The 22,941-nt window shown below is 47.6% G+C and carries 22 protein-coding genes and 1 tRNA gene; 2 read left to right on the forward strand and 21 right to left on the reverse strand.

The window, feature by feature from the left end; genetic code table 11:
* Positions 1 to 17 precede the first annotated feature (17 nt).
* From gpmI to BM358_RS22170, 5 genes are all read right to left on the reverse strand, one after another.
* Positions 18 to 1,562: a 2,3-bisphosphoglycerate-independent phosphoglycerate mutase gene (gene gpmI, locus BM358_RS22150; RefSeq protein WP_028541876.1), complete on the reverse strand. Its 1,545-nt coding sequence runs from the start codon at positions 1,560 to 1,562 to the stop codon at positions 18 to 20.
* A gap of 1 nt (position 1,563) precedes the next feature.
* Positions 1,564 to 2,316, reverse strand: a complete 753-nt coding sequence (tpiA, locus tag BM358_RS22155) for a triose-phosphate isomerase (RefSeq protein ID WP_023986490.1) — start codon at positions 2,314 to 2,316, stop codon at positions 1,564 to 1,566.
* Between the two features lie 59 nt (positions 2,317 to 2,375).
* On the reverse strand, positions 2,376 to 3,557 hold the full coding sequence (gene pgk, locus BM358_RS22160) for a phosphoglycerate kinase (protein WP_025722932.1): 1,182 nt from the start codon (positions 3,555 to 3,557) through the stop codon (positions 2,376 to 2,378).
* Positions 3,558 to 3,677: 120 nt separating this feature from the next.
* On the reverse strand, positions 3,678 to 4,688 hold the full coding sequence (gene gap, locus BM358_RS22165; RefSeq protein ID WP_023986488.1) for a type I glyceraldehyde-3-phosphate dehydrogenase: 1,011 nt from the start codon (positions 4,686 to 4,688) through the stop codon (positions 3,678 to 3,680).
* Between the two features lie 94 nt (positions 4,689 to 4,782).
* Positions 4,783 to 5,820: a sugar-binding transcriptional regulator gene (locus BM358_RS22170; protein WP_023986487.1), complete on the reverse strand. Its 1,038-nt coding sequence runs from the start codon at positions 5,818 to 5,820 to the stop codon at positions 4,783 to 4,785.
* A 269-nt stretch (positions 5,821 to 6,089) separates the two neighbouring features.
* On the opposite strand from BM358_RS22170, the gene BM358_RS22175 reads away from it, so the two are divergent.
* Together BM358_RS22175 and clpP are read left to right on the forward strand one after the other, a co-directional pair.
* Positions 6,090 to 6,164, forward strand: a tRNA-Arg gene (locus BM358_RS22175).
* Positions 6,165 to 6,374: 210 nt separating this feature from the next.
* Entirely contained in the window at positions 6,375 to 6,971 is a 597-nt protein-coding gene (clpP, locus tag BM358_RS22180; RefSeq protein WP_013368815.1) for an ATP-dependent Clp endopeptidase proteolytic subunit ClpP, read from the forward strand.
* Positions 6,972 to 7,097: 126 nt separating this feature from the next.
* On the opposite strand, the gene BM358_RS22185 is transcribed toward clpP, so the two are convergent.
* The 16 genes from BM358_RS22185 to hisD all read right to left on the reverse strand — a co-directional run bounded on the left by BM358_RS22185 (position 7,098) and on the right by hisD (position 22,889).
* Entirely contained in the window at positions 7,098 to 8,207 is a 1,110-nt protein-coding gene (locus BM358_RS22185) for a PdaC/SigV domain-containing protein (RefSeq protein WP_028541875.1), read from the reverse strand.
* A gap of 239 nt (positions 8,208 to 8,446) precedes the next feature.
* Complete coding sequence (locus BM358_RS22190) at positions 8,447 to 9,208, reverse strand: SIMPL domain-containing protein (protein WP_013308258.1); 762 nt, start codon at positions 9,206 to 9,208, stop codon at positions 8,447 to 8,449.
* 272 nt (positions 9,209 to 9,480) lie between these two features.
* Positions 9,481 to 9,750 carry an HPr family phosphocarrier protein gene (locus BM358_RS22195; protein WP_013368811.1) on the reverse strand — a complete coding sequence of 90 codons (270 nt, stop codon included), beginning with the start codon at positions 9,748 to 9,750 and terminating at the stop codon, positions 9,481 to 9,483.
* Positions 9,751 to 9,886: 136 nt separating this feature from the next.
* Positions 9,887 to 10,831, reverse strand: a complete 945-nt coding sequence (gene whiA, locus BM358_RS22200) for a DNA-binding protein WhiA (protein WP_013308256.1) — start codon at positions 10,829 to 10,831, stop codon at positions 9,887 to 9,889.
* A 5-nt stretch (positions 10,832 to 10,836) separates the two neighbouring features.
* Positions 10,837 to 11,823, reverse strand: coding sequence for a gluconeogenesis factor YvcK family protein (yvcK, locus tag BM358_RS22205; RefSeq protein ID WP_023986485.1), 987 nt, complete (start codon positions 11,821 to 11,823; stop codon positions 10,837 to 10,839).
* A gap of 12 nt (positions 11,824 to 11,835) precedes the next feature.
* Positions 11,836 to 12,735: an RNase adapter RapZ gene (rapZ, locus tag BM358_RS22210; RefSeq protein ID WP_013308254.1), complete on the reverse strand. Its 900-nt coding sequence runs from the start codon at positions 12,733 to 12,735 to the stop codon at positions 11,836 to 11,838.
* Between the two features lie 72 nt (positions 12,736 to 12,807).
* A complete protein-coding gene (locus tag BM358_RS22215) occupies positions 12,808 to 13,758 on the reverse strand; it encodes an ROK family glucokinase (RefSeq protein ID WP_023986484.1) in 951 nt (316 codons plus the stop codon).
* A gap of 406 nt (positions 13,759 to 14,164) precedes the next feature.
* Positions 14,165 to 15,118, reverse strand: a complete 954-nt coding sequence (trxB, locus tag BM358_RS22220) for a thioredoxin-disulfide reductase (protein WP_013308252.1) — start codon at positions 15,116 to 15,118, stop codon at positions 14,165 to 14,167.
* Between the two features lie 39 nt (positions 15,119 to 15,157).
* Positions 15,158 to 16,927, reverse strand: a complete 1,770-nt coding sequence (locus BM358_RS22225; protein ID WP_023986482.1) for a tetratricopeptide repeat protein — start codon at positions 16,925 to 16,927, stop codon at positions 15,158 to 15,160.
* A gap of 237 nt (positions 16,928 to 17,164) precedes the next feature.
* Positions 17,165 to 17,989, reverse strand: coding sequence for a histidinol-phosphatase HisJ (hisJ, locus tag BM358_RS22230; RefSeq protein WP_023986481.1), 825 nt, complete (start codon positions 17,987 to 17,989; stop codon positions 17,165 to 17,167).
* Positions 17,990 to 18,025: 36 nt separating this feature from the next.
* On the reverse strand, positions 18,026 to 18,757 hold the full coding sequence (gene hisIE, locus BM358_RS22235) for a bifunctional phosphoribosyl-AMP cyclohydrolase/phosphoribosyl-ATP diphosphatase HisIE (RefSeq protein ID WP_028541874.1): 732 nt from the start codon (positions 18,755 to 18,757) through the stop codon (positions 18,026 to 18,028).
* On the reverse strand, positions 18,754 to 19,512 hold the full coding sequence (gene hisF / locus BM358_RS22240; RefSeq protein WP_013308248.1) for an imidazole glycerol phosphate synthase subunit HisF: 759 nt from the start codon (positions 19,510 to 19,512) through the stop codon (positions 18,754 to 18,756). The genes hisIE and hisF overlap by 4 nt, the downstream gene beginning before the upstream one ends.
* A gap of 11 nt (positions 19,513 to 19,523) precedes the next feature.
* Complete coding sequence (gene hisA / locus BM358_RS22245) at positions 19,524 to 20,255, reverse strand: 1-(5-phosphoribosyl)-5-[(5-phosphoribosylamino)methylideneamino]imidazole-4-carboxamide isomerase (RefSeq protein WP_023986478.1); 732 nt, start codon at positions 20,253 to 20,255, stop codon at positions 19,524 to 19,526.
* 95 nt (positions 20,256 to 20,350) lie between these two features.
* Positions 20,351 to 20,980: an imidazole glycerol phosphate synthase subunit HisH gene (gene hisH, locus BM358_RS22250; protein WP_028541873.1), complete on the reverse strand. Its 630-nt coding sequence runs from the start codon at positions 20,978 to 20,980 to the stop codon at positions 20,351 to 20,353.
* Between the two features lie 3 nt (positions 20,981 to 20,983).
* Complete coding sequence (gene hisB, locus BM358_RS22255) at positions 20,984 to 21,592, reverse strand: imidazoleglycerol-phosphate dehydratase HisB (RefSeq protein WP_013308245.1); 609 nt, start codon at positions 21,590 to 21,592, stop codon at positions 20,984 to 20,986.
* On the reverse strand, positions 21,576 to 22,889 hold the full coding sequence (hisD, locus tag BM358_RS22260; RefSeq protein WP_028541872.1) for a histidinol dehydrogenase: 1,314 nt from the start codon (positions 22,887 to 22,889) through the stop codon (positions 21,576 to 21,578). Before hisD ends, hisB begins: the two co-directional genes overlap by 17 nt.
* Positions 22,890 to 22,941: the final 52 nt, after the last annotated feature.

The raw sequence follows: 22,941 nt of genomic DNA on the forward strand, positions 1-22,941 counted from the left end.
TACTTATTAAATCAAGCTTACTTGCGGGATGCAATCATAGATTTTCCTGTCATTTCCGCAGGTTGCGGAAGTTGCATCAAATCCAGAAGCGTTGGAGCTACGTCAGCCAGTATTCCATGCTCACGCAAAACGATATTTTCGTCAGTCAAAATGAACGGAACCGGATTAGTTGTGTGAGCTGTGAACGGACGTCCCTGCTCATCAATTTCCATATCCGCGTTACCATGGTCAGCAATGATAATAACCACGCCGCCTTTGGCTTTAACCGCATCTACAACACGTCCAACACATTCATCCGTCGTCTCTACCGCCTTAATCGTTGGCTCCAGCATACCGGAGTGTCCAACCATATCCGGATTGGCAAAGTTCAGGATAATCGCATCATGCTTGTCGGCTTCGATTTCCTTAACAGCAGCATCCGCTACTTCATACGCACTCATTTCCGGCTGCAAGTCATATGTAGCCACTTTAGGCGAGTTGATCAAAATACGAGTTTCGCCAGGAAGCTCCACATCACGTCCGCCACTGAAAAAGAAAGTAACGTGCGGATATTTTTCAGTCTCAGCAATACGCAATTGCTTTTTGTTGTTTTGAACCAACACTTCACCAAACGTGTTATCCAGGTTTTTCGGTTCGTAAGCTACAAAGCCTTCAACCGTTTCGCTGAACAACGTCAGGCAAACAAAGTGCAAATCTTTAGGCAATTTCGGGCCACGGTCAAAACCACGGAAGTCCGCGTTTGTAAATACCTGAGACAGTTGAATCGCACGGTCAGGACGGAAATTGAGGAAGATAACAGAGTCATTGCTTTCGACCAGCCCTACAGGACTTCCGTCAGCCTTCACAATAACCGTTGGCTCCACAAATTCGTCGAACACTGATTTTTCATACGATTCTTTCAATGCTTCCATTGGATCTGTGTATTGAGGGCCTTCTCCGTATACGATTGCACGGTAAGATTTCTCCACACGTTCCCAACGTTTGTCGCGGTCCATAGCATAATAGCGTCCTTGTACAGTCGCAATTTTGCCTACGCCCACTTCTTGAATTTTGGCGATCAGTTGCTGCATGAAGCCTACGCCGCTGTCAGGCATAACGTCGCGTCCATCCATGAAAGCATGAATGTACACTTCAGTTAAGCCTTCTTTTTTCGCCAAGTCCAGCATAGCGAACAGATGGCTGATATGGCTATGCACGCCGCCGTCAGACAACAGTCCGTACAGGTGAAGTTTCGTGTTGTTCTTCTTAGCATGTTGCACTGCTTTAACCAGTGTTTCATTGTCGTAGAACTCACCGTCACGAATGGACTTCGAAATACGAGTCAAGTCTTGATATACAATTCGGCCTGCGCCGATGTTCAAGTGACCTACTTCGGAGTTACCCATTTGTCCTTCAGGCAGACCCACTGCTTCGCCAGAAGCCGTCAGCGTTGTATGAGGATACTGTTGTAAATACCGGTCGTAATTCGGTTTGTTGGCCTGCGCAACCGCATTACCTTCTACGGTGTCACGCAATCCGAACCCGTCCATAATAATTAAAGCTACCGGTTTTGGTGCTGTCATCTTACTTCGCCCCCTCAACAAGCGCGATGTACGACGCCGGTTGAAGACTGGCACCGCCCACAAGCGCGCCGTCGATATCGCTTTGACCCAGGTACTCAGTAACATTTTCAGGTTTTACACTGCCACCATACTGAATACGTACAGCATTTGCTGTATTTTCATCATACAGCTCTTTAATCAGACTACGGATATAGGAAATCACTTCATTCGCATCCTGCGAAGTGGAGGATTTGCCTGTTCCGATGGCCCAGATTGGCTCATAAGCAACAACTACTTGTGCAGCCTGATCCTTAGCCAAACCAGCAAAAGCTGCTACAGTTTGCACTTTTACAACCTCTTTGGTTTGTCCAGCTTCACGATCTTCCAGCTTTTCGCCTACACATACGATTGGAGTCAGGTCATGACGGAATGCTGCATGAACCTTTTTGTTCACCGTTTCGTCTGTTTCATTAAAATATTCACGACGCTCGGAGTGTCCGATCACAACGTAGTCTACGCCCAGATCTTTCAGCATTCCACCGCTAATTTCACCTGTAAATGCGCCATCTTCTGCAAAGTGCAGGTTTTGTGCTCCAATTTTAATAGACGTGCCTTTTACTGCTTCAACCAGAGCAGGAAGATTCGTAAATGGTGCGCAAATCACGCTTTCCACTCCTGCAACCTCTGCTTTGCCTTTGATCTCTTCGATGAAAGTTTTAGCTTCTGGTACGGTTTTAAACATCTTCCAGTTACCCGCGATAATCGGTGTTCTCAATGGTTTCAACTCCTAACTATTAGGTGCCCTAAAGCTTTATTCACGCATATTGCGTTTGATTATTTATCGTTCAGTGCAACGACACCCGGAAGTGCTTTGCCTTCCATAAATTCCAGAGATGCGCCGCCGCCAGTGGAGATATGATCCATTTTGTCAGCCAAGTGGAATTTTTCAGCCGCAGCCGCTGAATCACCGCCACCAATGATGGTGTATGCTTCAGTTGTTGCGCAAGCTTCCGCTACTTCACGAGTACCACCAGCGAAAGGTTCGATTTCAAATACACCCATTGGTCCATTCCAAACAACCAATTTGGAGTTTTTGATCACATCTGCATAGATTTTACGTGTTTTCGGCCCGATATCCACGCCTTCCCAATCTGCAGGAATGCCGTCGATATCCACAATGTTTGTGTTCGCCGTAGCGCTGAAATCGTCAGATACAACAATATCAACCGGAAGGTAGAAGTTTTTGCCGAGCTTCTTCGCTTTTTCGATAAATCCAAGAGCTACGTCCAGTTTGGATTCATCCAGTAGGGATTGACCCACTTCATGACCTTGAGCTTTGAAGAATGTATAAGCCAAACCACCGCCAATGATTACGTTATCTGCAATGTTCAGCAGGTTGTCAATCACGTCGATTTTGTCTTTTACCTTGGAACCGCCGATAATGGCTGTAAAAGGACGATCTGGGTTTGAAAGAGCTTTACCGATTACAGACAATTCTTTCTCCATCAGCAAGCCGGAAACAGCCGGAAGAAGATGCGCGATACCTTCTGTGGAAGCATGAGCACGGTGTGCTGCACCAAATGCGTCATTCACGAAAACGTCGGCCAATTCAGCAAATTGCTTCGCCAATTCAGGATCATTCTTTTCTTCCCCTGCATAGAAACGTACATTTTCAAGCAACAGCACGTCGCCGTTTTGCAGTTCAGCCACTTTCGCTTTAACAGCTTCGCCTACCGATTCGTCCACTTTAACTACTGGTTTTTTCAGCAGCTCAGACAAACGTACGCCAACAGGAGTCAGACGCATGGATTCAACAACCTGACCTTTTGGACGTCCAAAGTGACTCGCCAAAATAACTTTTGCACCTTTTTCAATCAGGTAGTTAATGGTTGGCAAGGTTTCACGAATACGCTTGTCATCCGTAATTTTACCGTCCTCAACCGGAACGTTAAAATCTACACGAACAAACACCCGTTTTCCATTCAGTTCTATATCACGTACGCTCTTTTTGTTCATCTCCATATTCCTCCGCACCCTTATAATTTTACGAATCAGGAATTCAAGGCACATTTGATATATAAAGAGCGGAAACAATAACCTGTTTCCGCTCTATGATGTTGCTCAATAAGACTGTTCTTATTTAGCCAGTTTTGCGAAGTATTCCAACGTGCGGATCAATTGTGCAGTGTAAGACATTTCATTGTCATACCAAGCTACAGTTTTCACCAGTTGTTTGTCGCCAACAGTCAGAACTTTAGTTTGAGTTGCATCAAACAAAGAACCGAAAGTAAGACCTTTGATGTCGGAAGAAACGATTTGATCTTCAGTGTATCCATAAGTTTCAGGATCGGAAGCTTCTTTCATCGCAGCGTTGATTTCTTCAGCAGTTACGTTTTTCTCCAGAACTGTTACCAGCTCAGTCAGGGAACCTGTAGGTACTGGAACACGTTGAGCCGCGCCATCCAATTTACCTTTCAACTCAGGGATAACCAAACCGATTGCTTTAGCAGCACCAGTTGTGTTAGGAATGATGTTTTCAGCTGCTGCACGAGCACGACGGAAGTCTCCTTTAGCATGTGGAGCATCCAAAGTGTTTTGGTCGCCAGTGTAAGCATGAATTGTAGTCATCAAGCCTTCAACGATACCAAATTTATCTTGCAGTGTTTTAGCCATAGGAGCCAGGCAGTTTGTTGTGCAAGAAGCACCGGAGATTACAGTTTCAGTTCCGTCCAGAATTTCATGGTTTACGTTGTAAACGACAGTTTTCATGTCGCCAGTAGCTGGAGCGGAGATAACAACTTTTTTAGCGCCGCCTTTCAAATGTTTCTCAGCAGCTTCTTTAGTTGTGAAGAAACCTGTACATTCCAGAACGATGTCTACACCCAGGTCTCCCCAAGGCAGTTCTTCAGGGTTGCGGTTAGCCAAAACTTTAACTTCTTTACCGTTTACTTTGAAGAAGCCGTCATGTACTTCTACTTGTCCTTGGAAATTACCTTGTGTTGTATCATATTTCAACAAATGTGCCAACATTTTGGAATCTGTCAAGTCATTGATTGCTACTACTTCAATACCTTCCACGTTTTGAATCCGGCGGAAAGCAAGGCGTCCAATACGTCCGAAACCGTTAATACCAACTTTAACTGTCATGAGTGAGTTCCTCCCAAAGTTCGTTTAGTTTAGTTTTATATATTCAAGACAGACCCGAAAGCCCGTCAAGACAACATTATTCATAAATCCTATATTAATCATTTAAATAACGACTTACAATCTCAACAGCAGCGCCTTCGTCGGTGACTAGAATGTCCTCTTGCCCGAAACGCAGTACCGCATGAATAGCGGCCGCCTTGTTTTTGCCTCCAGCTACACCTAGAACCGTATCGGTACGCCTAATGTCCTCCAATCGGAGTCCAAGCGTCAGCATTCTGTGAACAACGACGCCATCTTCGTTAAAGTAATAACCAAACGATTCGGCTACCGCTCCTTCACTGCTGATCTGGGCAAAGGTTTCGGGATCAAGTTTACGTCTATGTGCCATCGCTATGGCGTTGCCTATCCCGTGAATGATGATACGACTCTCGCGAATCAGGTTCAATATATCCTGAATGTTCGTATCTTCAAGCAAGGAGTTGTAAGCATGATTGCTGAGCAAATCCGGTACATGGAGCAGACGGTATTGAGCGCCTACCTTGCGAGCCATTGTGGAAGCAATTGTGTTGGCCTGCATTTCCATGCTTTCTCCCAAACCCCCGCGTGCCGGTACAAACCACCCACCCTTAAGTGGGCCATTAGAAGGTAGTGCCAGTTGTTCCGCCACGTCGGCAATTGTCGTGCCACCTGTTACAGCGACCACATCCTCGTCGTCCATAACACTCAGCAACGCTTTTGCTCCAGCGCGCCCCAGCTCCTGCTTTGTTAACGGAGAAGCATCCGAATCCCCTGGAACGACAACCACCTTCCTCAAACCATAGGCTTGACGAATCTGGTCCTCCAATTGGGACAGGCCGAACAAGTTGTTCGCAATCGGCTCCAGCTGTTCCAGCAGATCCAGTCCTGCTTTGCTCACCTTCATGCCTACACTCTCAATCTCAATTAGCCCCTGAGCTTTAAGAAGATCGGTTTCGGCGCGCAACACGCGCTCAGTCATGTTCAGTGAAGCTGCCAGTGTTCTGCGTCCAACAACATCGGACAGCATAATCTGATGCAGGATCGTGTACCTTTTTTTCAAAACATCCATGAGGTCGGGCAGAAGCTGCTTCTGTATTTCTAATATCTTTCGCATGCTTTCCACTCCCGCACACTTCTAAGTTCTGTCTCTAATGCTCTATCTCTAACTGGTCTCAAAACGTCCCGGGATAACTTTTTAAGTCCCACGTATATCTTAACCAATATTTGCTCCATATGCAAGTCTATCTGAACCTATATTTCTCAACCATTTATCTGAATATGCGCATTTAATAAAAGCTTGCAATTCACTGCTGTATATCATATAATCATCTTTGTTTCCAATTAGCTGTTTAATTAGTTAGTTGTTTGCATTGAATCAACTATGCGCCCGTGGTCCAACGGATATGACGTAGGCCTCCGGAGCCTGAGATCGAGGTTCGATTCCTCGCGGGCGCGCCATTTTAAATGAACGCTTAGATGCTTCTATATAATGTTTTAACCAATAAGAGCGCTGAGGGCTCTTTTTTTTAATCATTAGTTTGACTTTCTTTGACTTTTTGTTTGAAATTGTTTATCATGTGGTTAATACGGTAACAGTTTATAAATAAGGGACGTGTAATCGGCATGTCCACCAAATCCACTAACGATATTTAAGGGAGGTTTTTTGACGTGAGCTATGTTCCTATGGTAGTAGAACAAAGTAACCGCGGCGAACGCGCCTATGACATTTATTCCAGACTGTTAAAGGATCGCATTATTTTGTTAGGCTCGGACGTCAATGACGTTGTAGCCAACTCTATAATTGCGCAAATGCTGTTTTTGGCTGCCGAAGATCCTGAAAAAGATATTCACTTGTATATTAACAGCCCTGGCGGTTCCATTACAGCTGGCATGGCCATTTTCGATACGATGCAATACATTAAACCTGACGTATCTACGATTTGCGTAGGTATGGCGGCTTCCATGGGCGCGTTTTTGCTGAATGCAGGCGCCAAAGGTAAACGTTTCGCTTTGCCAAACAGTGAAATTATGATTCACCAACCCCTGGGTGGTGCACAAGGCCAGGCAACGGATATCGAAATCCGCGCACGCCGCATTCTGAAAATGCGTGATAAACTGAACCGCATTCTCGCAGATCGCACAGGCCAACCACTGGAGCGCATTGAAAAAGATACAGACCGTGACTACTTCATGTCTGCTGATGATGCCAAGGAATACGGTATTATTGATAAAGTGCTAACTAGCTCCTCTCCAGAAGGTGTATAAGAGAAGAAATTTACCTCTTTCGATAACTGGTAAATGAAAAAGCTGCTCCGGACTTTCTTATCCGGTAGGCAGCTTTTTTGCTTTATTGTTTTTTAGGTTATAGACAATTGGACTTATTTATTTCTACTATTCATTCTGTCCCGCAAAAGGCTTTCCGCCTTGAGGCAGAAATTGACCGAACGAGTAGGTAAACTCCGGAATTCCATACGCGTATGGCGCATAATCATACAAATCAAACACGATTGTTACTCCACTGTTCGTCACATAAAAATTCTGATCTGCCGCCAGCTCTTTAAATTTGCCGAATCCTTCGCCAGCCTGAAGTGCATCGATTTTTTTCTTCAAATCAGCATTGAGGAACTTTTTGTAGTTCGGATTTGCCTTCAATACGTCAGACAATTGCAGCAGTTTACCATCAGCGAGCGAGAACGTATATCCTTTACGTGCCGTCATGCCATGCGCGCCACCCGTATACGAGTAGTCCTGCATAATCACACTCAGAATACCATCTTTGTTATAGGCAATCACAAAATCATTTCCGAACTCATACGGTCTTTCTGTTGTAGCCTCTCCCTCAGCCATCATCTTTTTGCCTGCTGCCAATATACCTTCTGCATGCTTTTTAAGCACATTGTTAATGGCCTGTTGAGCCTCAGAATTCAGCTGGCTACCGCTGATTTGCGGGTACTTAATTTTGTAGGACACCTTCGCACTACTCGAAGCTGGAAGTGTTTGAGACGCAATTGTAATCGGATTTAGCTGGCTTTTACTCAGCGTTACTGTTTTCTGAGCTGCATTCCATTGAGCATCTATGCCCAGATAGTCTTTCAGCAAACTCATAGGAATATATAGCTTCCCAGCGATCTGTTTGGCATCCATACTACGTGTATTGATTCCATTGACGTTGACGTAGGCATCCGAGGAAGAAGCCATAATGTAAAGTTTATTGTACCCGCTACCTACGGTATATGTCGCTGTTTTCGCATCATAGCTTACTGGAATCCCCAAGCTGTCGCGCAGTGCGGCCACCGGAATCATTGTACTCCCGTTCACTTGCACACCTTTAGCGGGCAACGTTTTACCATTCCATTGGATGGTGATTCCTGGTTGCTGTGTTGTCGCTTGCTGCTGTTTCGTCGATGCTGCCTGGATATAGGAAACGGGAACAGCTGTGACTCCTGCGAAAATCCCTGCCGCCAGCAGTGCTGAACCCCATTTTTTTGCATGCTTACTCATATTAAATATTCCTCCTGTTAATGATCTGTATTGTCTATGTGTGATAACTACTTTTATTATTATATCTATACCCTATTGTATGTAGTTTACAATCTGTACACTCTCCGATTTCAATATGTACACCTAATAACCCTTAGCTATGACAGACTCATTACAAAAAGGTTTCGGTATACAAAAAAAGCCAGCAAGCCAGCCTGCACATGATGCTGGCCGCTTGTGGCTTCGTTTGATGATCTATATTAGTTCATTTCGTATTGAGCCGACACCTGAACTTTCACTGTTACTTGCCCCGATTGTATCTCTGTCCCGCCACCTGCTACGTCCAAGAGCGATTTTGACATGGCATTTTCACGTTGTGTAAAGATTTGTGCTTCTCCGCCATCTACCGTCACACTCACAAGAGCACCTAACCCGCGTTTGGCTGCCTTAGCTACAGCACTGGCTTTAGATTGTGCGCTTCCCAATGCCTTAGTAATGGCTTCTTCTTCATAAGTCGAAGGATTTTCCACGGAAAAACGTACATTATCTACGTTATTGGCTCCGGACTTGGTCGCCTCATCCAACAACTGACCGATTTTATCCAAATCGCGGTATTTGACGGAAAGTGTATGGTTGGCAGTGTAGCCTTTGAGCTTCTGCCCTTCTTTTTCGTTATAGGTGTAGTTAGGCTGTACATAAAACTGGCTGGTCTGAATGTCATCTGCACTAATGCTCCACTTTTCTTTCAGCAGTTGTGTAACCTTGTTCAATTTTGTAGCATTGGCTTTTTGAGCAGCGGCTGCCGTATTCCCTTCCGATTGTACACCGATAGAGAGATAAGCAATATCGGGCTTCGCCAATACTTCCCCGCTTCCAGTCACATTAATTACACCGTTTACCGTCGAAGCTGTTGACGCAGCATAAGCACGATCTGCCCCCGTCCATAATCCTCCTGCTACTCCCCCTGCCATTAATGCTCCTGCGAGAACTGCCGTGGCTACTGTTTTTGTCCAAAGTCTCATTGAATTCAACCTCTTTCTTGAAAATGTTTGTACCTTCCAGACGGAAAAGACGGAAAAAGGTTGCAGCCAAGCGTACAAATTTCCGAAACAGAGCATGACCACGGGGATTTTAATTATTTATAGTTTGAACTTAATACGGTGTCTATATTCAACAAATCCATCCATAAAACAGTTAACGGAGGAGTTTTCGAAGACTTTTTTCTGGATACAAAAAAAGCCCCAAAGGGGCTTTTCACTAAGAGCATACACCATATCACAAAGCAAATCTTTGTTTATTGATTTTCCAGCTCTACCTTACTAACCAGACTTACTAAAGCGTTTACAGCCTGTTCGGCGTCCGCACCTTCAGCACTAATATTGATTTCAGTACCTGTACTGATGGCAAGACTCATAATACCCATGATGCTCTTGGCATTAACCTTTTTGTCTTCTTTTTCCACAAAAATCTCAGATGAATATTTATTCGCTTCCTGTACGAACAACGCAGCAGGTCTGGCGTGCAGTCCTGTTTTCAAGCGTACGACTACCGGATGTTTTGACATGTCAGCTTACCCCCTCATCAAATAAATCTGGACACTACTTACTCCATTTTATTTATCACATTATAACATTAACCCGGGACAGACACTAGAAAAAAAACTAAAAAAACCGGGGCTGAAAGCCCCACGGACATTCTTTTTACGGAATCAGGCCATTTTCGCCCCTGATTTTGTCAGCCATCTCATCAATTTTGCGAAGCCGATGATTTACACCCGATTTACTCACGACCCCTTTGAGCATTTCCCCGACTTCTTTTAAATTCAAATCGGGATGAGCGAGTCGAATTTCTGCCACTTCACGCAGTTTATCCGGCAAGGTCTCCAAACCAACTTCCCTCTCCAGCAACTTAATATTCTCAATTTGCCGGACAGCAGCTCCGATCGTCTTGTTCAAATTAGCCGTTTCACAATTGACAATGCGATTTACGGAATTGCGCATATCGCGCATAATGCGTACATCTTCAAATTTGAACAAGGCTTGATGCGCCCCAATGATGCTAAGCAGCTCAATGATCTTCTCGCCTTCCTTGATGTAGAGAATAAAACCTTTTTTTCGCTCAATACAGCGAGCATTTAGGTGAAACTCATTCGCAAGATCAACGAGTGCCTGACAATGCTCCTCATACATCGAAGAAATTTCAAGGTGGTAAGACGATCCTTCAGGATTGTTGACAGAGCCACCTGCCATAAAGGCGCCCCGCAAATAAGCCCTCTTACAACAGTTTTTCCGAACGATATCCCGATTAATCCCGTCAGTGAACAAGAAACCTTCTGAAACGATATAAAGATCCTTTAACAGCTGTTGCACACCATTGGGAATACGGACAATGTACACATTATTTTTTTTCAAGCGCATTTTTTTCCGTACAAGCAGTTCGATATGAAGTTGAAAATGCTTCTTGATCAAGGAGTAAATCCGCCTTGCAATCGCGGCATTTTCTGTGGACACGTCCAATATCACCCTTTTATTCGACAGTTGTACGGATCCGAGCATACGTATGAGCGCAGATAGTTCCGCTTTCTCACAGCAGGACTGGCTTTCAATCATCGTAAGCTCTTTTTTCGTTTGTGCCGCAAAGGACAAGGGACTCACCTCCTTCTTAATATCCAGTTTTGTACCAATTGGTAAATATGCTGGCTCAATTTGTCGGCATCATGCCGTAGATACGTACGGAACAGAACTAATGTATCTGCCACCACTTTATATCCCCGATCGGTCAGCTCGCCCATGTCTACTTGAACTGGCTTAGCGCCCTGCTCGGCATACATTTCCTGTACTTGGGGTGGAATTTCTCCGTTATTTACAATGACATAGTCGAAGAGATGATGCCCTACATGCTCAAAAATAGCTTGCAGGTGATCTCCTACCGTATAGCCATCGGTTTCTCCAGGCTGGGTCATAACGTTACAGACAAATATTTTGATAGCGTCTGATTTTACTACAGCTTCAGCGAGTTTAGGTACAAGCAGATTCGGTAATATGCTGGTATATAGACTGCCGGGGCCAATCAAAATCGCATCAGCCTCATTAATGGCCTCTACAGCCTCAGGCAACGGCTCCACGTGAGTCGGTTCAAGAAAGACGCGTTTGATTCGTCCGCCCGCTTCCGGGATCTTGGACTCTCCGGTAATCACCGTGCCATCCTCCATTTCGGCACTTAGCACAACGCCTTCCTCAGCTGCCGGCAGCACGCGTCCCCGGACAGCAAATACACGGCTAAGCTCACGCACCGCCGTTACAAAATCTCCCGATATATCGGTCATCGCTGCTAAAATCAGATTACCCAGGCTGTGGCCTGACAATCCTGATCCCGCACCGAAACGGTATTTCAGCATATCTGACATCACTGGTTCCACGTCAGCCAAGGCAGTCAGCACATTGCGAATATCCCCTGGAGGGGGCATCTGCAGCTCACTGCGCAAAATCCCGGAGCTTCCGCCATCGTCAGCGACTGTAACAATAGCCGTAATATCTAGCGGCTTTTGCTTTAAGCCCCGCAGCATGACGGACAAGCCGGTTCCGCCGCCCATAACAACAATACGTGGGCGCTCCCGTTGTGATCCGGTCTCTTTCATGATTTCACCTCATTAATGCCGGTCCCGATCAGCATCCCGATGCGAAACAGAAACAGATTCTGTCTCGCTGGCACCCAGCATTTTTCCTAAATACTCCGATATTGCAACAGAACGATGCTTACCGCCAGTACAGCCAATGCCGATAATGACCTGGCTTTTGCCTTCTTTGCGATATTGCGGAATCAAAAAGTGTAACATATCCAGCAACTTGGTCAAGAATGCCTGAGTCTCGGGCCATTTCATGACATAATCATATACATCGCTATCCTGTCCCGTGTGGGGACGTAGTTGGTCCACATAGTGGGGATTAGGCAGGAAGCGCACATCGAATATAAGATCGGCATCAATGGGAATACCATACTTGAAGCCAAAAGAAGTAATGTTCACGGAAAGCATACTGCTCTCCAGATGAGAAAATCGTGAAATAATCCTCGCCTTTAAGGTTGCAGGCTTCATCACACTTGTATCAATAACCTGTGTAGCCGAGCTTTTTAATTCTTCCAACATCTTGCGCTCCAACCGAATCCCATCCAAAGGCATGCCGTCTGGAGCCAGCGGATGACGTCTACGGCTTTCCTTATACCGCTGTACGAGAACGCCATCATTCGCATTTAAGAATAAAATTTCACAATGAATCGTAAAATGATCTTTAATATAATTCAACGATTCAGACAAGGCGGTGAAAAATTCTCGTCCGCGTAAATCAATTACGAGTGCCACCTTGCCTATTTTACCGTTAGACTGCTCAATCAACTCGGCAAATTTGGGAATCAGTACAGGAGGCAAATTATCAACGCAGAAGAAGCCCAAGTCTTCCAGGCTCTGAACCGCAATGGTCTTCCCTGCGCCTGACATCCCCGTAATAATAATGAGCGTTGCCCACGGCGCAGCATTTTTTAGGTTATCTGTCATATGGACTTCCCTCTCCTTTTGCTTCTTCGCTCTATGCCAGTACCCGTATTATCAGTAACCTGTGGATCAGGATCAGGAACGTAGCAACAAACCAGCTGCCCCTACGATACCTGCGTCATTGCCCAGCACAGCTGGAACAATCGATACCCCTTTTTGAAGGGGCTCAGGTGCCAGTTTGGTGTACACGCGACGCATCTCTTCAAACAAAAAGTCGCCTGCTTTGGAAACACCGCCACCTATGATAAACAACTCTGGATTAAGCACAGCGGCAACTGCTGCCATAGATTTCCCCAAATAGAAAGCAGCACGGTTCACGATACGCAGAGCGACTTCATCCCCGGCTTTAGCAGCATCAAATACTTCCTTGGCAGCAATTTGATCTTCCAGCGCCAGAGAGGTCCGGTCGCCACGTTCCACAGCGTCCTTGGCCATACGAATGATGCCTGTTGCGGAAGATACAGTTTCCAAGCAACCCATTTTGCCGCATCCACACTGAATAGCCTCCAGATCAGGTACGACACTGATATGGCCAATTTCTCCGGCCATGCCCGAAGAACCTTGGTATATTTTACCGTTTATAATAATGCCGCCACCTACTCCTGTTCCCAGGGTATAGCATACGCAGTTTTCTATGCCTTTGCCTGCACCAGCCCAAGCCTCACCCAGCGCAGCAACATTCGCATCGTTGTCTATTTTCACAGGCTTGCCAATCCGGTTCTCTAGGAGCGCACGGATCGGTACGTCACGAAAGCCAATATTAGGAGCGAGGACAATAATACCATCACGAACATTCGTAAAACCTGCAACGCCTGCACCGACACCCTTTAGTTGATCCCACTCATAAGGAGATTGCTCAACAATATGCCGCACATATTTTTCGATATTACCGATGACAACGTCTACACCTTTATCGGTTTCGGTTGGTCCCTCATATGTGTGCAAAAGCTGTCCGTTTTCATTACAAATGCCGACTTTAATCGCGGTACCGCCCAAATCGACACCTACATAGATACTTTCAGACATGTTCCAAGCCACCTTTATGTTTACTTAAAAACCTGGTATGAAATATACGCTTACAATTCCTACTTCATAATAGTAATCCTACGTTCCAACTATAATTGAAGCCCCCGTTACGGTCAAGGACACTTCCTTGTTGAAAAGTGTACGATTAGCGGAATTTTTAACCTCATGCACCCATAAGAAAAACGTCTATTGACGTACTTTCAAGGAAGCCAGACCACGCTTAACGGAAATTTTTCTTGCGATTATAGATTGTTCAGCTCCGCTGAAAACTTATAAATTCTATAATCATAAAAAGGAGAAAGCCTGTGCAAACGCAGCAGGCTTTCTCTTCCTGAACAAAAGATGCGGCATAACAGAGGTTTCCTTCGCTCTCCCGTTAGCCTTTTTGTGTACCATAGACACGCTTTTATTGATCCAGTGTTTCGCTCCAGTCGTGAACAGCACTGCCTTCGAGATACTTCTCGCAGTCCATAGCCGCCATACAGCCCGTTCCCGCAGCCGTAATAGCTTGACGGTAACGGTTATCCTGTACGTCCCCACAGGCAAAAACTCCGGGGATGTTCGTTTCCGTTGTGCCTGGCTTTACTACAATATAGCCGTGTTCATCGGTATGAATTTGTCCGTTCAGGAAACCTGTGTTCGGTGTATGCCCGATGGCTACGAACACGCCATCTACCTCAATCAGCTCATCCTGATTGGTCTCATTATTGTGTACCTTCAAACCTTTTAAGCCTGCTTCTCCCGTCACAACTTCAAGAGGAGTCCGGTTTAATGCCCAATGTACTTTTTCGTTCTCACGCGCACGATCTTGCATAATTTTGGATGCCCGCAACTCATCGCGACGATGGACCAAGGTTACACTGGAAGCAAAACGGGTCAAGAAGCTCGCTTCCTCCATGGCTGAATCGCCACCGCCAACCACGACAATCTTTTTCCCGCGGAAAAAGAAGCCATCGCAAGTTGCGCACGTGCTGACTCCGCGACCTACATTGTCCTGCTCACCCGGAATGCCTAGATATTTGGCGGACGCACCTGTAGCAATAATGACCGACTCCGCCTCAATGATACCTTTACCCTCTACCTTCACTTTAAAAGGGCGTTTACTGAAATCTACTTCCTCTACCCATCCGGAAGTAAATTCAGCGCCAAAACGTTCAGCCTGCTTGCGCATATTATCCATCAGTTCAGGCCCGAGGATACCTTGCTCAAAACCCGGGAAATTTTCAATTTCGGTCGTTGTAGTAAGCTGCCCACCGGGCTGCATCCCTTCAATGATCAGCGGATTCATGTTAGCGCGTGCCAAATAAATAGCCGCTGTGTAGCCTGCAGGACCTGTACCAATAATTATGGATTTATACATACGTTTGTTGCCTCCTTTAAGTGATGTTTGGAGCAGGTCTCAGACCTGCTTTTTAAACGTGGAGAGCGGCTGCTTCAGCTTCTGTTTGATACCACACACGCTGTCAATCTGGCGTGCATAGCGGCTTACGGTCGATACGGAAATACCATAACGATCGGCTACTTCCTGATAGGTGACTGAATGATGATGCATTTTGGCTGTCAAATATTCCAGCGCCGCTGCCCATCCCTCAGTATGCTGAACCATCGGAACTTCCGGGGCGAGCCGATCCAAATACTCCAGCCAAAGCGATTTCAAATCGTGCTGCATGGCCGGATCTGATGGCTTGCTCATGACGGTCAGTACCTTATCCAGCACTGCCTGCCATTGTGGATCGACTGGGGAAGCAGATACATCACCTTCAATTGTATGCGGATCGTTCTCAACCTCCGACTGATCAGAATGTTCCGTTTCCGGGTACATTTTCTGCTCACCCTGCTCCGCCAGCTCTTGCAATACTTGCAAGGCACGACGTTTCAGCTCATCCTCCTGGTCCGGGTCTTCTACGAAGGACTCCAGTGCCTGACGCACCTCATCATCACCGATCAGGCTTAACGCCTGAATGACCTGAAGCTGAGTCGCCCGGTCCCCGTGGCGCAAGGCCCAGAAGAAGGATGATCGGATTAGCGGGTCCTTCTTCATGCTGTCAGGCACCTGGTCAGCACCAAACTTCTCCCACATGCGGAATTGCTCCTCAAACGGGAGATGATAATGATAGCTGAGCACTTGCAGCGGTGTACCCTCCTGCTGGAGTTCCTCCAGTCGGGACAGGAAAAACCGCGGAACTTCCGAGGAAGCATCCTGCTTTTGCAAATGACTCCACAACCGCCGAGCTTCCGCATATCTTCCCGTATTGCTGGCAGCTACCGCCGTGTAATGGTACAAAGAAGCGTCCGCATTGTTCTCTCCATCGCCATGAAGCAACCTGCGGAAATGTCTGTAGGCCTCCTCGTGGCGTCCGAGAATCCCCATAGTGGTCGCCAGCTTGAATACCTGCTCCTCCTGAAACGGTATAGTAACCGCCAAAGTCTGCACCAGACGATCCAATTCCGGGCCGCCGCCCTCGTGCTGATAAAAGATCGCCAAGTTGCACAATGCGTGTAAATTACCCGGCTCATCTTCCAGCACTTGAATAATGGTAGCCTTAGCATTTTGGAACAATCCCATGTAGTAATACGCCAGCGCCAGATTATTCCGCGCAGCGAACATATCCGGTTGTTCCTCTGAAATTTGCTTGAGCAACTGGGCTGCCTGAGCAAATTTCCCCTCCTCCAGCAGGACACGAGCCTGATCATGCTCTACTACTCCCTGCCGGGCCTTAATGCGGTTCAGCTTCGTTGGACGGTCCAGCTCATAATAGAGCAGCTCCATCATTTCCTCCGCTTCATCAAGAAACTGGCCTTCTTCGTCCTCCTCCAGGTACGTGACCAATGCTTTCTCCGCTTCTTCAAACTGCTCCATATTAGCGTAATTATTCGCCATATAGAAATAACACTCTGTCATCGACGAGTCTACGTCACTTAGAACAGAGGACAGGATCTCATTCGAACCTGCATAATCCCCCATCTCTGATAATATACCCGCCATATTGCAATGATTCACCGGATTATCCGGTTCATATTCAACGGCTTTGCGAAAATATTTCAATGCCTTGTCATAATGATTGCGATCAAGCGAGCGCACAGCTTTCTCAAAAAAGAAAGATGCGTCGAAACGCAAAGCAATAATTTTAGGGCTAGGTTCCGATACTCGCAGATGTTTCCCTTTCATAAATAACCAAGGCACCTCCTTTAAAAGTAACTGGCATGTTCATACCCTTCAGTATACCACAACTTCAAAACGACTTGACAGTCGATCCTACCTCATTCCAAAAAACGGATATATGCTCGTATACCGATAGATATAGATACAAGAATACGCTAAATAGCCGAGCGCTTTTTCCCTGTATAAATAGGGAGCGTTCGGCTAGCCACTGGATATGATACTTAGACCCAATAAACGTAATAATTAAAGCGTCAGCGGCACCAGCGAGCGCTCGCGATGCTGAAATACGGCAAGCTCGCGATAGCCGACTTCATATAGAAGCGCGCGTGCCTTCTCCAAGTGCTCGGACAGCTTCGCCGGATCATGAGCATCCGATCCTACGGTCAGCGGGATGCCTAGCGTAAAAGCTTCTTCCAGCATGCGGCGGCTCGGGAACATCTCGGCACAGGGCTTCGAAAGCCCTGATGCATTCAGTTCCATCGCCCGACCGCTACGGGCAACGGCTGAGAGTGCGGAGCGCTCCAGTTCACGCAGCTCCTCCATTTCCTCCGGCTTCGGATGATAGCCGAAGCGCTTAATGACATCCAGATGACCCATGATGTCATACAAACCGGTAGCTGCCGCCTTAGAAACCGCATCATAATATGTGCGGTACACCTCAAGCACATTTTTGCCTTCCCAATGGTGTACCTGACGGAAGTCCGTGACATCCCATTCACCGAGAAAGTGGACGGAACCAATCACATAATCCCAGGGATACGCGGTGATGATGTCTTCGATTTCTCGTTCCCAGCCCTCGATGTAGTCGCCTTCCAAGCCAACACGAATATCAATTTGTCCTTTAAAACGTTCCTTCAGTTCCAAACATTCTTCCACGTAGCGGGGCAGCTCCTCCATAGGCATCGCCATTTCCGGGTAATAGTCAGCCGGTTTTACATGCAGTAGTGGCATGTGATCGGACAAGCCGAGCTGATCCAGACCCAGCCGAATTCCCTGCTGTACATACTCTTCCAGACTCCCTATGGCATGCCCGCAGCGGGCGTGATGCGTATGATAGTCGATTTTCATGCGACCCTCCCCCTTTCAACACTACAACAAACCGTACTAATCACGACGAGGACGTTCATGACGGCGATTCAGCTCAGCCAGCACGTCATCGAGCGGTAGCTTGCGCTCCTGCAACAGCACCAGCAGGTGATAAATCAAATCGCTGACCTCCAGGCGCAGTTCGTCATTATCTTTATTTTTGGCGGCAATGATTGTCTCGGATGCTTCCTCGCCAACCTTTTTCAAGATTTTATCTACACCTTTATCAAAAAGATAAGTCGTATAGGCCCCTTCAGGACGTGTCTCTTCGCGCTCCTTAATAATCGCCTCCAGCTGGGCAAGCACCTCAAAGCGGTCTGCTGAAGCATTGGAAACATCATTTACCAGCGTGTGGTCTCCTGCATTTCCTGCAACAGGTGCTACAGCCGTTCCTGGCGCGGAAATATCACGAAAAAAGCAGCTCGTTGCTCCTGTATGACAGGCAGGACCACTCGGAATGACACGTACCAACAGGGCATCACCGTCACAATCCAGCTGGATGGAGGTGATTTTTTGCGTATTCCCCGAAGTAGCCCCCTTATGCCACAGCTCCTGTCTGGAACGAGACCAGAACCAGGTCTCTCCCGACTCCAAAGATAGTTTCAGCGACTCGCGGTTCATATAGGCCAGCGTCAGCACCTGAAGCGTAGCATCATCCTGCACAATCGCCGAGACAAGACCTGCCTCATTCCAGCGGACATTATCCAATATCTGCTCCAGAGATAGCTGTTGGTTCAATTCGTTGCTCATCGTATCTCCACTCCTCTGCGCTTCAAATCCCGTTTTAGCTCAGGGATTCCTATTTCTTTATAGTGAAAAATCGTTGCTGCTAATCCAGCATCCGCTTTGCCCGCCGTAAACACGTCATAGAAATGCTCCTGTTTGCCTGCTCCGCCAGAAGCGATAACTGGAATCCCGACGGTATCCGACACCGCGGAAGTCAGTGGCAGGTCAAAGCCGTCCTTGGTTCCGTCCGCATTCATGCTGGTCAGCAGAATCTCACCGGCTCCCAACTGCTCAGCTTCCTTGGCCCAGGCCAAGGCGCGGATACCAGATGGCGTGCGGCCTCCGTGCGTATACACTTCCCACTCGCCCCACGCCTCGTTGTACTTGGCATCAATGGCAACAACGATACATTGTGAGCCAAAGCTGCGCGCACCCTCCGCAATCAGCTGAGGGTTACGGACAGCCGCCGTATTTACGCCTATTTTATCAGCTCCGGCACGCAAAATGCGTTTCATATCATCGACATGAGATATCCCGCCACCTACGGTGAAAGGAATGGCAATTTCCCCGGCTGTCTGACGAACTACTTCTTCCATGGTGGCACGCCCTTCAACTGAAGCAGAAATATCCAGAAATACGATTTCGTCCGCCCCTTCCCGGTCATAAAGCGCCGCCAATTCCACCGGATCGCCTGCATCGCGTAAGTTCACAAAATTAACGCCCTTAACCACCCTGCCATCCTTTACATCCAAGCAGGGAATAATACGTTTAGCCAGCATGCCTACTCCCCCTATGCCTTTGCTACAGCTTGTACGGCGACCTGTAAATCAATGCTGCCTGTATACAATGCCTTACCCACAATAGCACCGCCTACACCCTCTTTCGCATAGGTGCTCAGCGTGATTAGATCGTCCATCTTGCTGACACCGCCGGAAGCGATCACGGTTCGTCCACTGCTTTTCGCAAGCGCTACGATTGCCTCCACATTCGGGCCTTGCATCATTCCGTCGCGGGAAATGTCTGTGAAAATGAACGTTTCCGCTCCCTTGGAGGCCAACTCAGCAGCCAATTCGTCCGCTCGAACCTCCGAGGTTTCAAGCCATCCGCGCGTGGCCACATAGCCATTACGTGCATCCAGACCAATGGCGATCCGATCACCGTAGGTACCCAATACCGCTTCCGTAAAAGCACGATCCTCAATCGCTGCCGTGCCCAAGATCACACGGCTCACGCCCAGCGACAACAGCCGCTCCACATGTTCTCGTGTACGCAAGCCGCCACCCACTTGTACAGGCACTTGCACCGCAGAAGCGATGCGCCCAATGAGTTCATCGTTCACCGGTTGACCTGCTTTAGCACCGTCCAAATCAACCAAATGAATGTAGGAGCCGCCCAAACGCTCCCATTCTTGGGCAACCTCCACCGGGTTTTCGTTGTATATCGTCTCCTGGTTATAATCTCCTTGTACCAGTCGTACACATTTGCCATCGCGAATATCAATCGCCGGGTATATCGTGAACAAAGTATGACCCCCTTGTGAGCTATTCAACATCTATATGCCTTTACATCAATCAACGACCAAAGTTGGCGTACCTCCAACTGCAGACTCACGAATCGTTACGCTCGCTTTTCCGCTTCCGCTAGTTCCAAAAACTGACGAAGCAGTTGCATCCCCATTTCCCCGCTTTTCTCTGGGTGGAACTGCATGCCATATACATGGCCTCTGCCCACGATAGCCGTTACGGGCCCACCGTAGTCGGTCACCGCCAGCAGGTCACTTTCGACCTCCGGCTTCGCATGATAGGAATGCACAAAATACACATGTCCTTCCTCCAAGCCCTGTAACATCGGGTGATCCGGCTGAGTCATACGCAGACGATTCCAGCCCATATGCGGCACTTTAACCCCCAGATCAGGAGCAAACCGAATAACCTCGCCTGGTAAAATATTAAGCCCTTCGTGACTGCCGTATTCTTCACCACGAGTGAATAACAGTTGCATTCCTAGACAAACACCGAGCAGCGGTTGTCCAGCGCTTGCAACCTCCTGAATCACCCGATCCAATCCGCTGGAACGCAAATGCTCCATAGCGTCCCCGAATGCCCCTACACCCGGCAAAATCACACCGCTGGAGGAACGAATCACTTGGGCATCTCCCGTTACTACAGCCTCATAGCCAAGACGCTCAACCGCCTTGCTCACACTATGCAGATTGCCTCTGCCGTAATCCACAATGGCAATGGACATGGACTACAGCACTCCCTTCGTTGAAGGCACTCCCGTCACTCGCGGATCAATGGAGGTCGCTTCATCCAGTGCACGTCCCAGTGCTTTGAACACCGCCTCAATCATATGGTGGGTATTTTGCCCGTAGTGAACGATGACGTGTAGCGTCATGCGAGCCTCCAACGCAAATTTCCACAGAAATTCATGCACCAGCTCTGTCGAAAAGCTCCCTACCTGCTGTGATGGATACTCCGCACGATACTCAAAATGGGGTCGGTTACTCAGATCAATGACAACTTGCGCGAGCGCCTCATCCATCGGTACAAAGACGCTGGCATAGCGCTTAATTCCTTTTTTATCACCCAACGCTTCCAGTAAGGTTTGCCCCAAACAAATACCAATGTCCTCCACGGTATGATGATCGTCGATATCAACATCCCCTCTGGCCTGTACATTAAGATCAAATTGTCCGTGCTTGGTGAACAAATCCAGCATGTGATTCAGAAAAGGAACATCCGTTTCAATCTCAGCTTGCCCTGTGCCGTCTACTGCAAAAGATAGCTGAATATCCGTTTCGTTCGTCTTCCGGCTGACGCTGCCTGTACGTCCTGTTACGTTATTTTCGTTCCCCATCGCCATCCACCGCCTTCTTTTCATTGTCCAATCGAACTTGTATCGCCCGTGCGTGACCTTCCAGTCCTTCATGGCGGGCAAGCTGCATAATCGTCTCTCCATTGCGCAGCAGTGCTTCCTTGCTGTAATAGATCATACTCGACTTCTTGATAAAATCATCAATATCCACTGGCGAAGAAAACCGCGCCGTTCCATTCGTCGGGATAATGTGGTTAGGTCCAGCAAAATAATCGCCTACCGGCTCCGAGCTGTACGCTCCCAGGAAAATAGCTCCCGCGTTTTCGATCAGACCCACATGCTCCATCGGCTGCTCTGTCATAATTTCCAAATGTTCTGGTGCCAGTTGGTTTACAATATGGATACCCTCTTCCAAAGTGTCGACGACAATGATAGCCCCGTATGCCTCCACAGATGCAGCAGCAATATCTCTACGCGGCAACTCTGCCAATTGGCGCTGTACTTCAGCTGATACTTCTTTGGCCAAGCGTTGCGAGGGCGTAACCAGTATGGCTGAGGCCATTTCGTCATGTTCCGCCTGTGAAAGCAGGTCAGCCGCTACATAAGAGGCATTCGCCGTGTCGTCAGCCAACACGACAATTTCACTTGGTCCCGCTATACTGTCGATATCCACCGCGCCGTACACCTCGCGCTTCGCTAGCGCTACATAAATGTTGCCGGGACCGCAAATTTTATCGACTGGTTCAATGCTATGTGTTCCGTAAGCGAGAGAGGCAATCGCCTGCGCTCCGCCAACCCTATATATTTCCGTTACACCAGCCTCTGCCGCAGCTACCAGTGTATATGGATCTATCCCTGCCTTGCCGCCTGTCGCCGGGGGTGTCATCATGACAATCTCCGGTACACCAGCCACCTGAGCGGGAATGACATTCATCAGCACCGAGGATGGATAGGCTGCTTTACCACCCGGAACATACACGCCTACACGTTTCAACGGTCGGATAATTTGGCCGAGCAAGCTACCATCCGACTGTAAATCCATCCACGAATTACGTTTTTGCTTCATGTGAAAAGCACGGATATTATCCGCCGCCTCTCGAATCGCCTGTAAAAAAGAAGGCTCTACCTTGTCATATGCCGCCTTCAATTCTTCCTCCGTCACACGAAGTTGCTCTGCTACCAGCGATACACCATCAAACGATTGCGTATACCGCAGGACAGCCTCATCCCCCTCTTGGCGTACCGAATGAATAATGGTACGCACAGCCTCATTTTGCTCAGGTGTGCCGTAATCCACCTCCCGTTGGAGGCTGAAATCACGGGCTGATACGATCTTCATTTGTCCATTCCCCCTTACTTGCAGCTTGCAGAATGCCCTGTAACCATTGGCT

This window comes from Paenibacillus sp. cl130 (genome assembly GCF_900116035.1).
Lineage (GTDB): Bacteria > Bacillota > Bacilli > Paenibacillales > Paenibacillaceae > Paenibacillus > Paenibacillus polymyxa_B.

What these genes read in the sequence shown, in the direction of transcription:
- BM358_RS22195 (WP_013368811.1), bottom strand. Translation starts at nt 9,750, where the DNA reads ATGTCAAAACATCCGGTAGTCGTACGCTTGAAAACAGGACTGCACGCC.
- hisD (WP_028541872.1), bottom strand. Translation starts at nt 22,889, where the DNA reads ATGAAGATCGTATCAGCCCGTGATTTCAGCCTCCAACGGGAGGTGGAT.
- BM358_RS22185 (WP_028541875.1), bottom strand. Translation starts at nt 8,207, where the DNA reads ATGAGTAAGCATGCAAAAAAATGGGGTTCAGCACTGCTGGCGGCAGGG.
- gap (WP_023986488.1), bottom strand. Translation starts at nt 4,688, where the DNA reads ATGACAGTTAAAGTTGGTATTAACGGTTTCGGACGTATTGGACGCCTT.
- rapZ (WP_013308254.1), bottom strand. Translation starts at nt 12,735, where the DNA reads ATGACAGATAACCTAAAAAATGCTGCGCCGTGGGCAACGCTCATTATT.
- hisF (WP_013308248.1), bottom strand. Translation starts at nt 19,512, where the DNA reads ATGCTGGCTAAACGTATTATTCCCTGCTTGGATGTAAAGGATGGCAGG.
- hisJ (WP_023986481.1), bottom strand. Translation starts at nt 17,989, where the DNA reads ATGAAAATCGACTATCATACGCATCACGCCCGCTGCGGGCATGCCATA.
- BM358_RS22190 (WP_013308258.1), bottom strand. Translation starts at nt 9,208, where the DNA reads ATGAGACTTTGGACAAAAACAGTAGCCACGGCAGTTCTCGCAGGAGCA.
- hisH (WP_028541873.1), bottom strand. Translation starts at nt 20,980, where the DNA reads ATGTCCATTGCCATTGTGGATTACGGCAGAGGCAATCTGCATAGTGTG.
- yvcK (WP_023986485.1), bottom strand. Translation starts at nt 11,823, where the DNA reads ATGAAAGAGACCGGATCACAACGGGAGCGCCCACGTATTGTTGTTATG.
- hisB (WP_013308245.1), bottom strand. Translation starts at nt 21,592, where the DNA reads ATGGGGAACGAAAATAACGTAACAGGACGTACAGGCAGCGTCAGCCGG.
- trxB (WP_013308252.1), bottom strand. Translation starts at nt 15,118, where the DNA reads ATGTATAAATCCATAATTATTGGTACAGGTCCTGCAGGCTACACAGCG.
- BM358_RS22170 (WP_023986487.1), bottom strand. Translation starts at nt 5,820, where the DNA reads ATGCGAAAGATATTAGAAATACAGAAGCAGCTTCTGCCCGACCTCATG.
- pgk (WP_025722932.1), bottom strand. Translation starts at nt 3,557, where the DNA reads ATGAACAAAAAGAGCGTACGTGATATAGAACTGAATGGAAAACGGGTG.
- BM358_RS22215 (WP_023986484.1), bottom strand. Translation starts at nt 13,758, where the DNA reads ATGTCTGAAAGTATCTATGTAGGTGTCGATTTGGGCGGTACCGCGATT.
- BM358_RS22225 (WP_023986482.1), bottom strand. Translation starts at nt 16,927, where the DNA reads ATGAAAGGGAAACATCTGCGAGTATCGGAACCTAGCCCTAAAATTATT.
- hisIE (WP_028541874.1), bottom strand. Translation starts at nt 18,757, where the DNA reads ATGAGCAACGAATTGAACCAACAGCTATCTCTGGAGCAGATATTGGAT.
- gpmI (WP_028541876.1), bottom strand. Translation starts at nt 1,562, where the DNA reads ATGACAGCACCAAAACCGGTAGCTTTAATTATTATGGACGGGTTCGGA.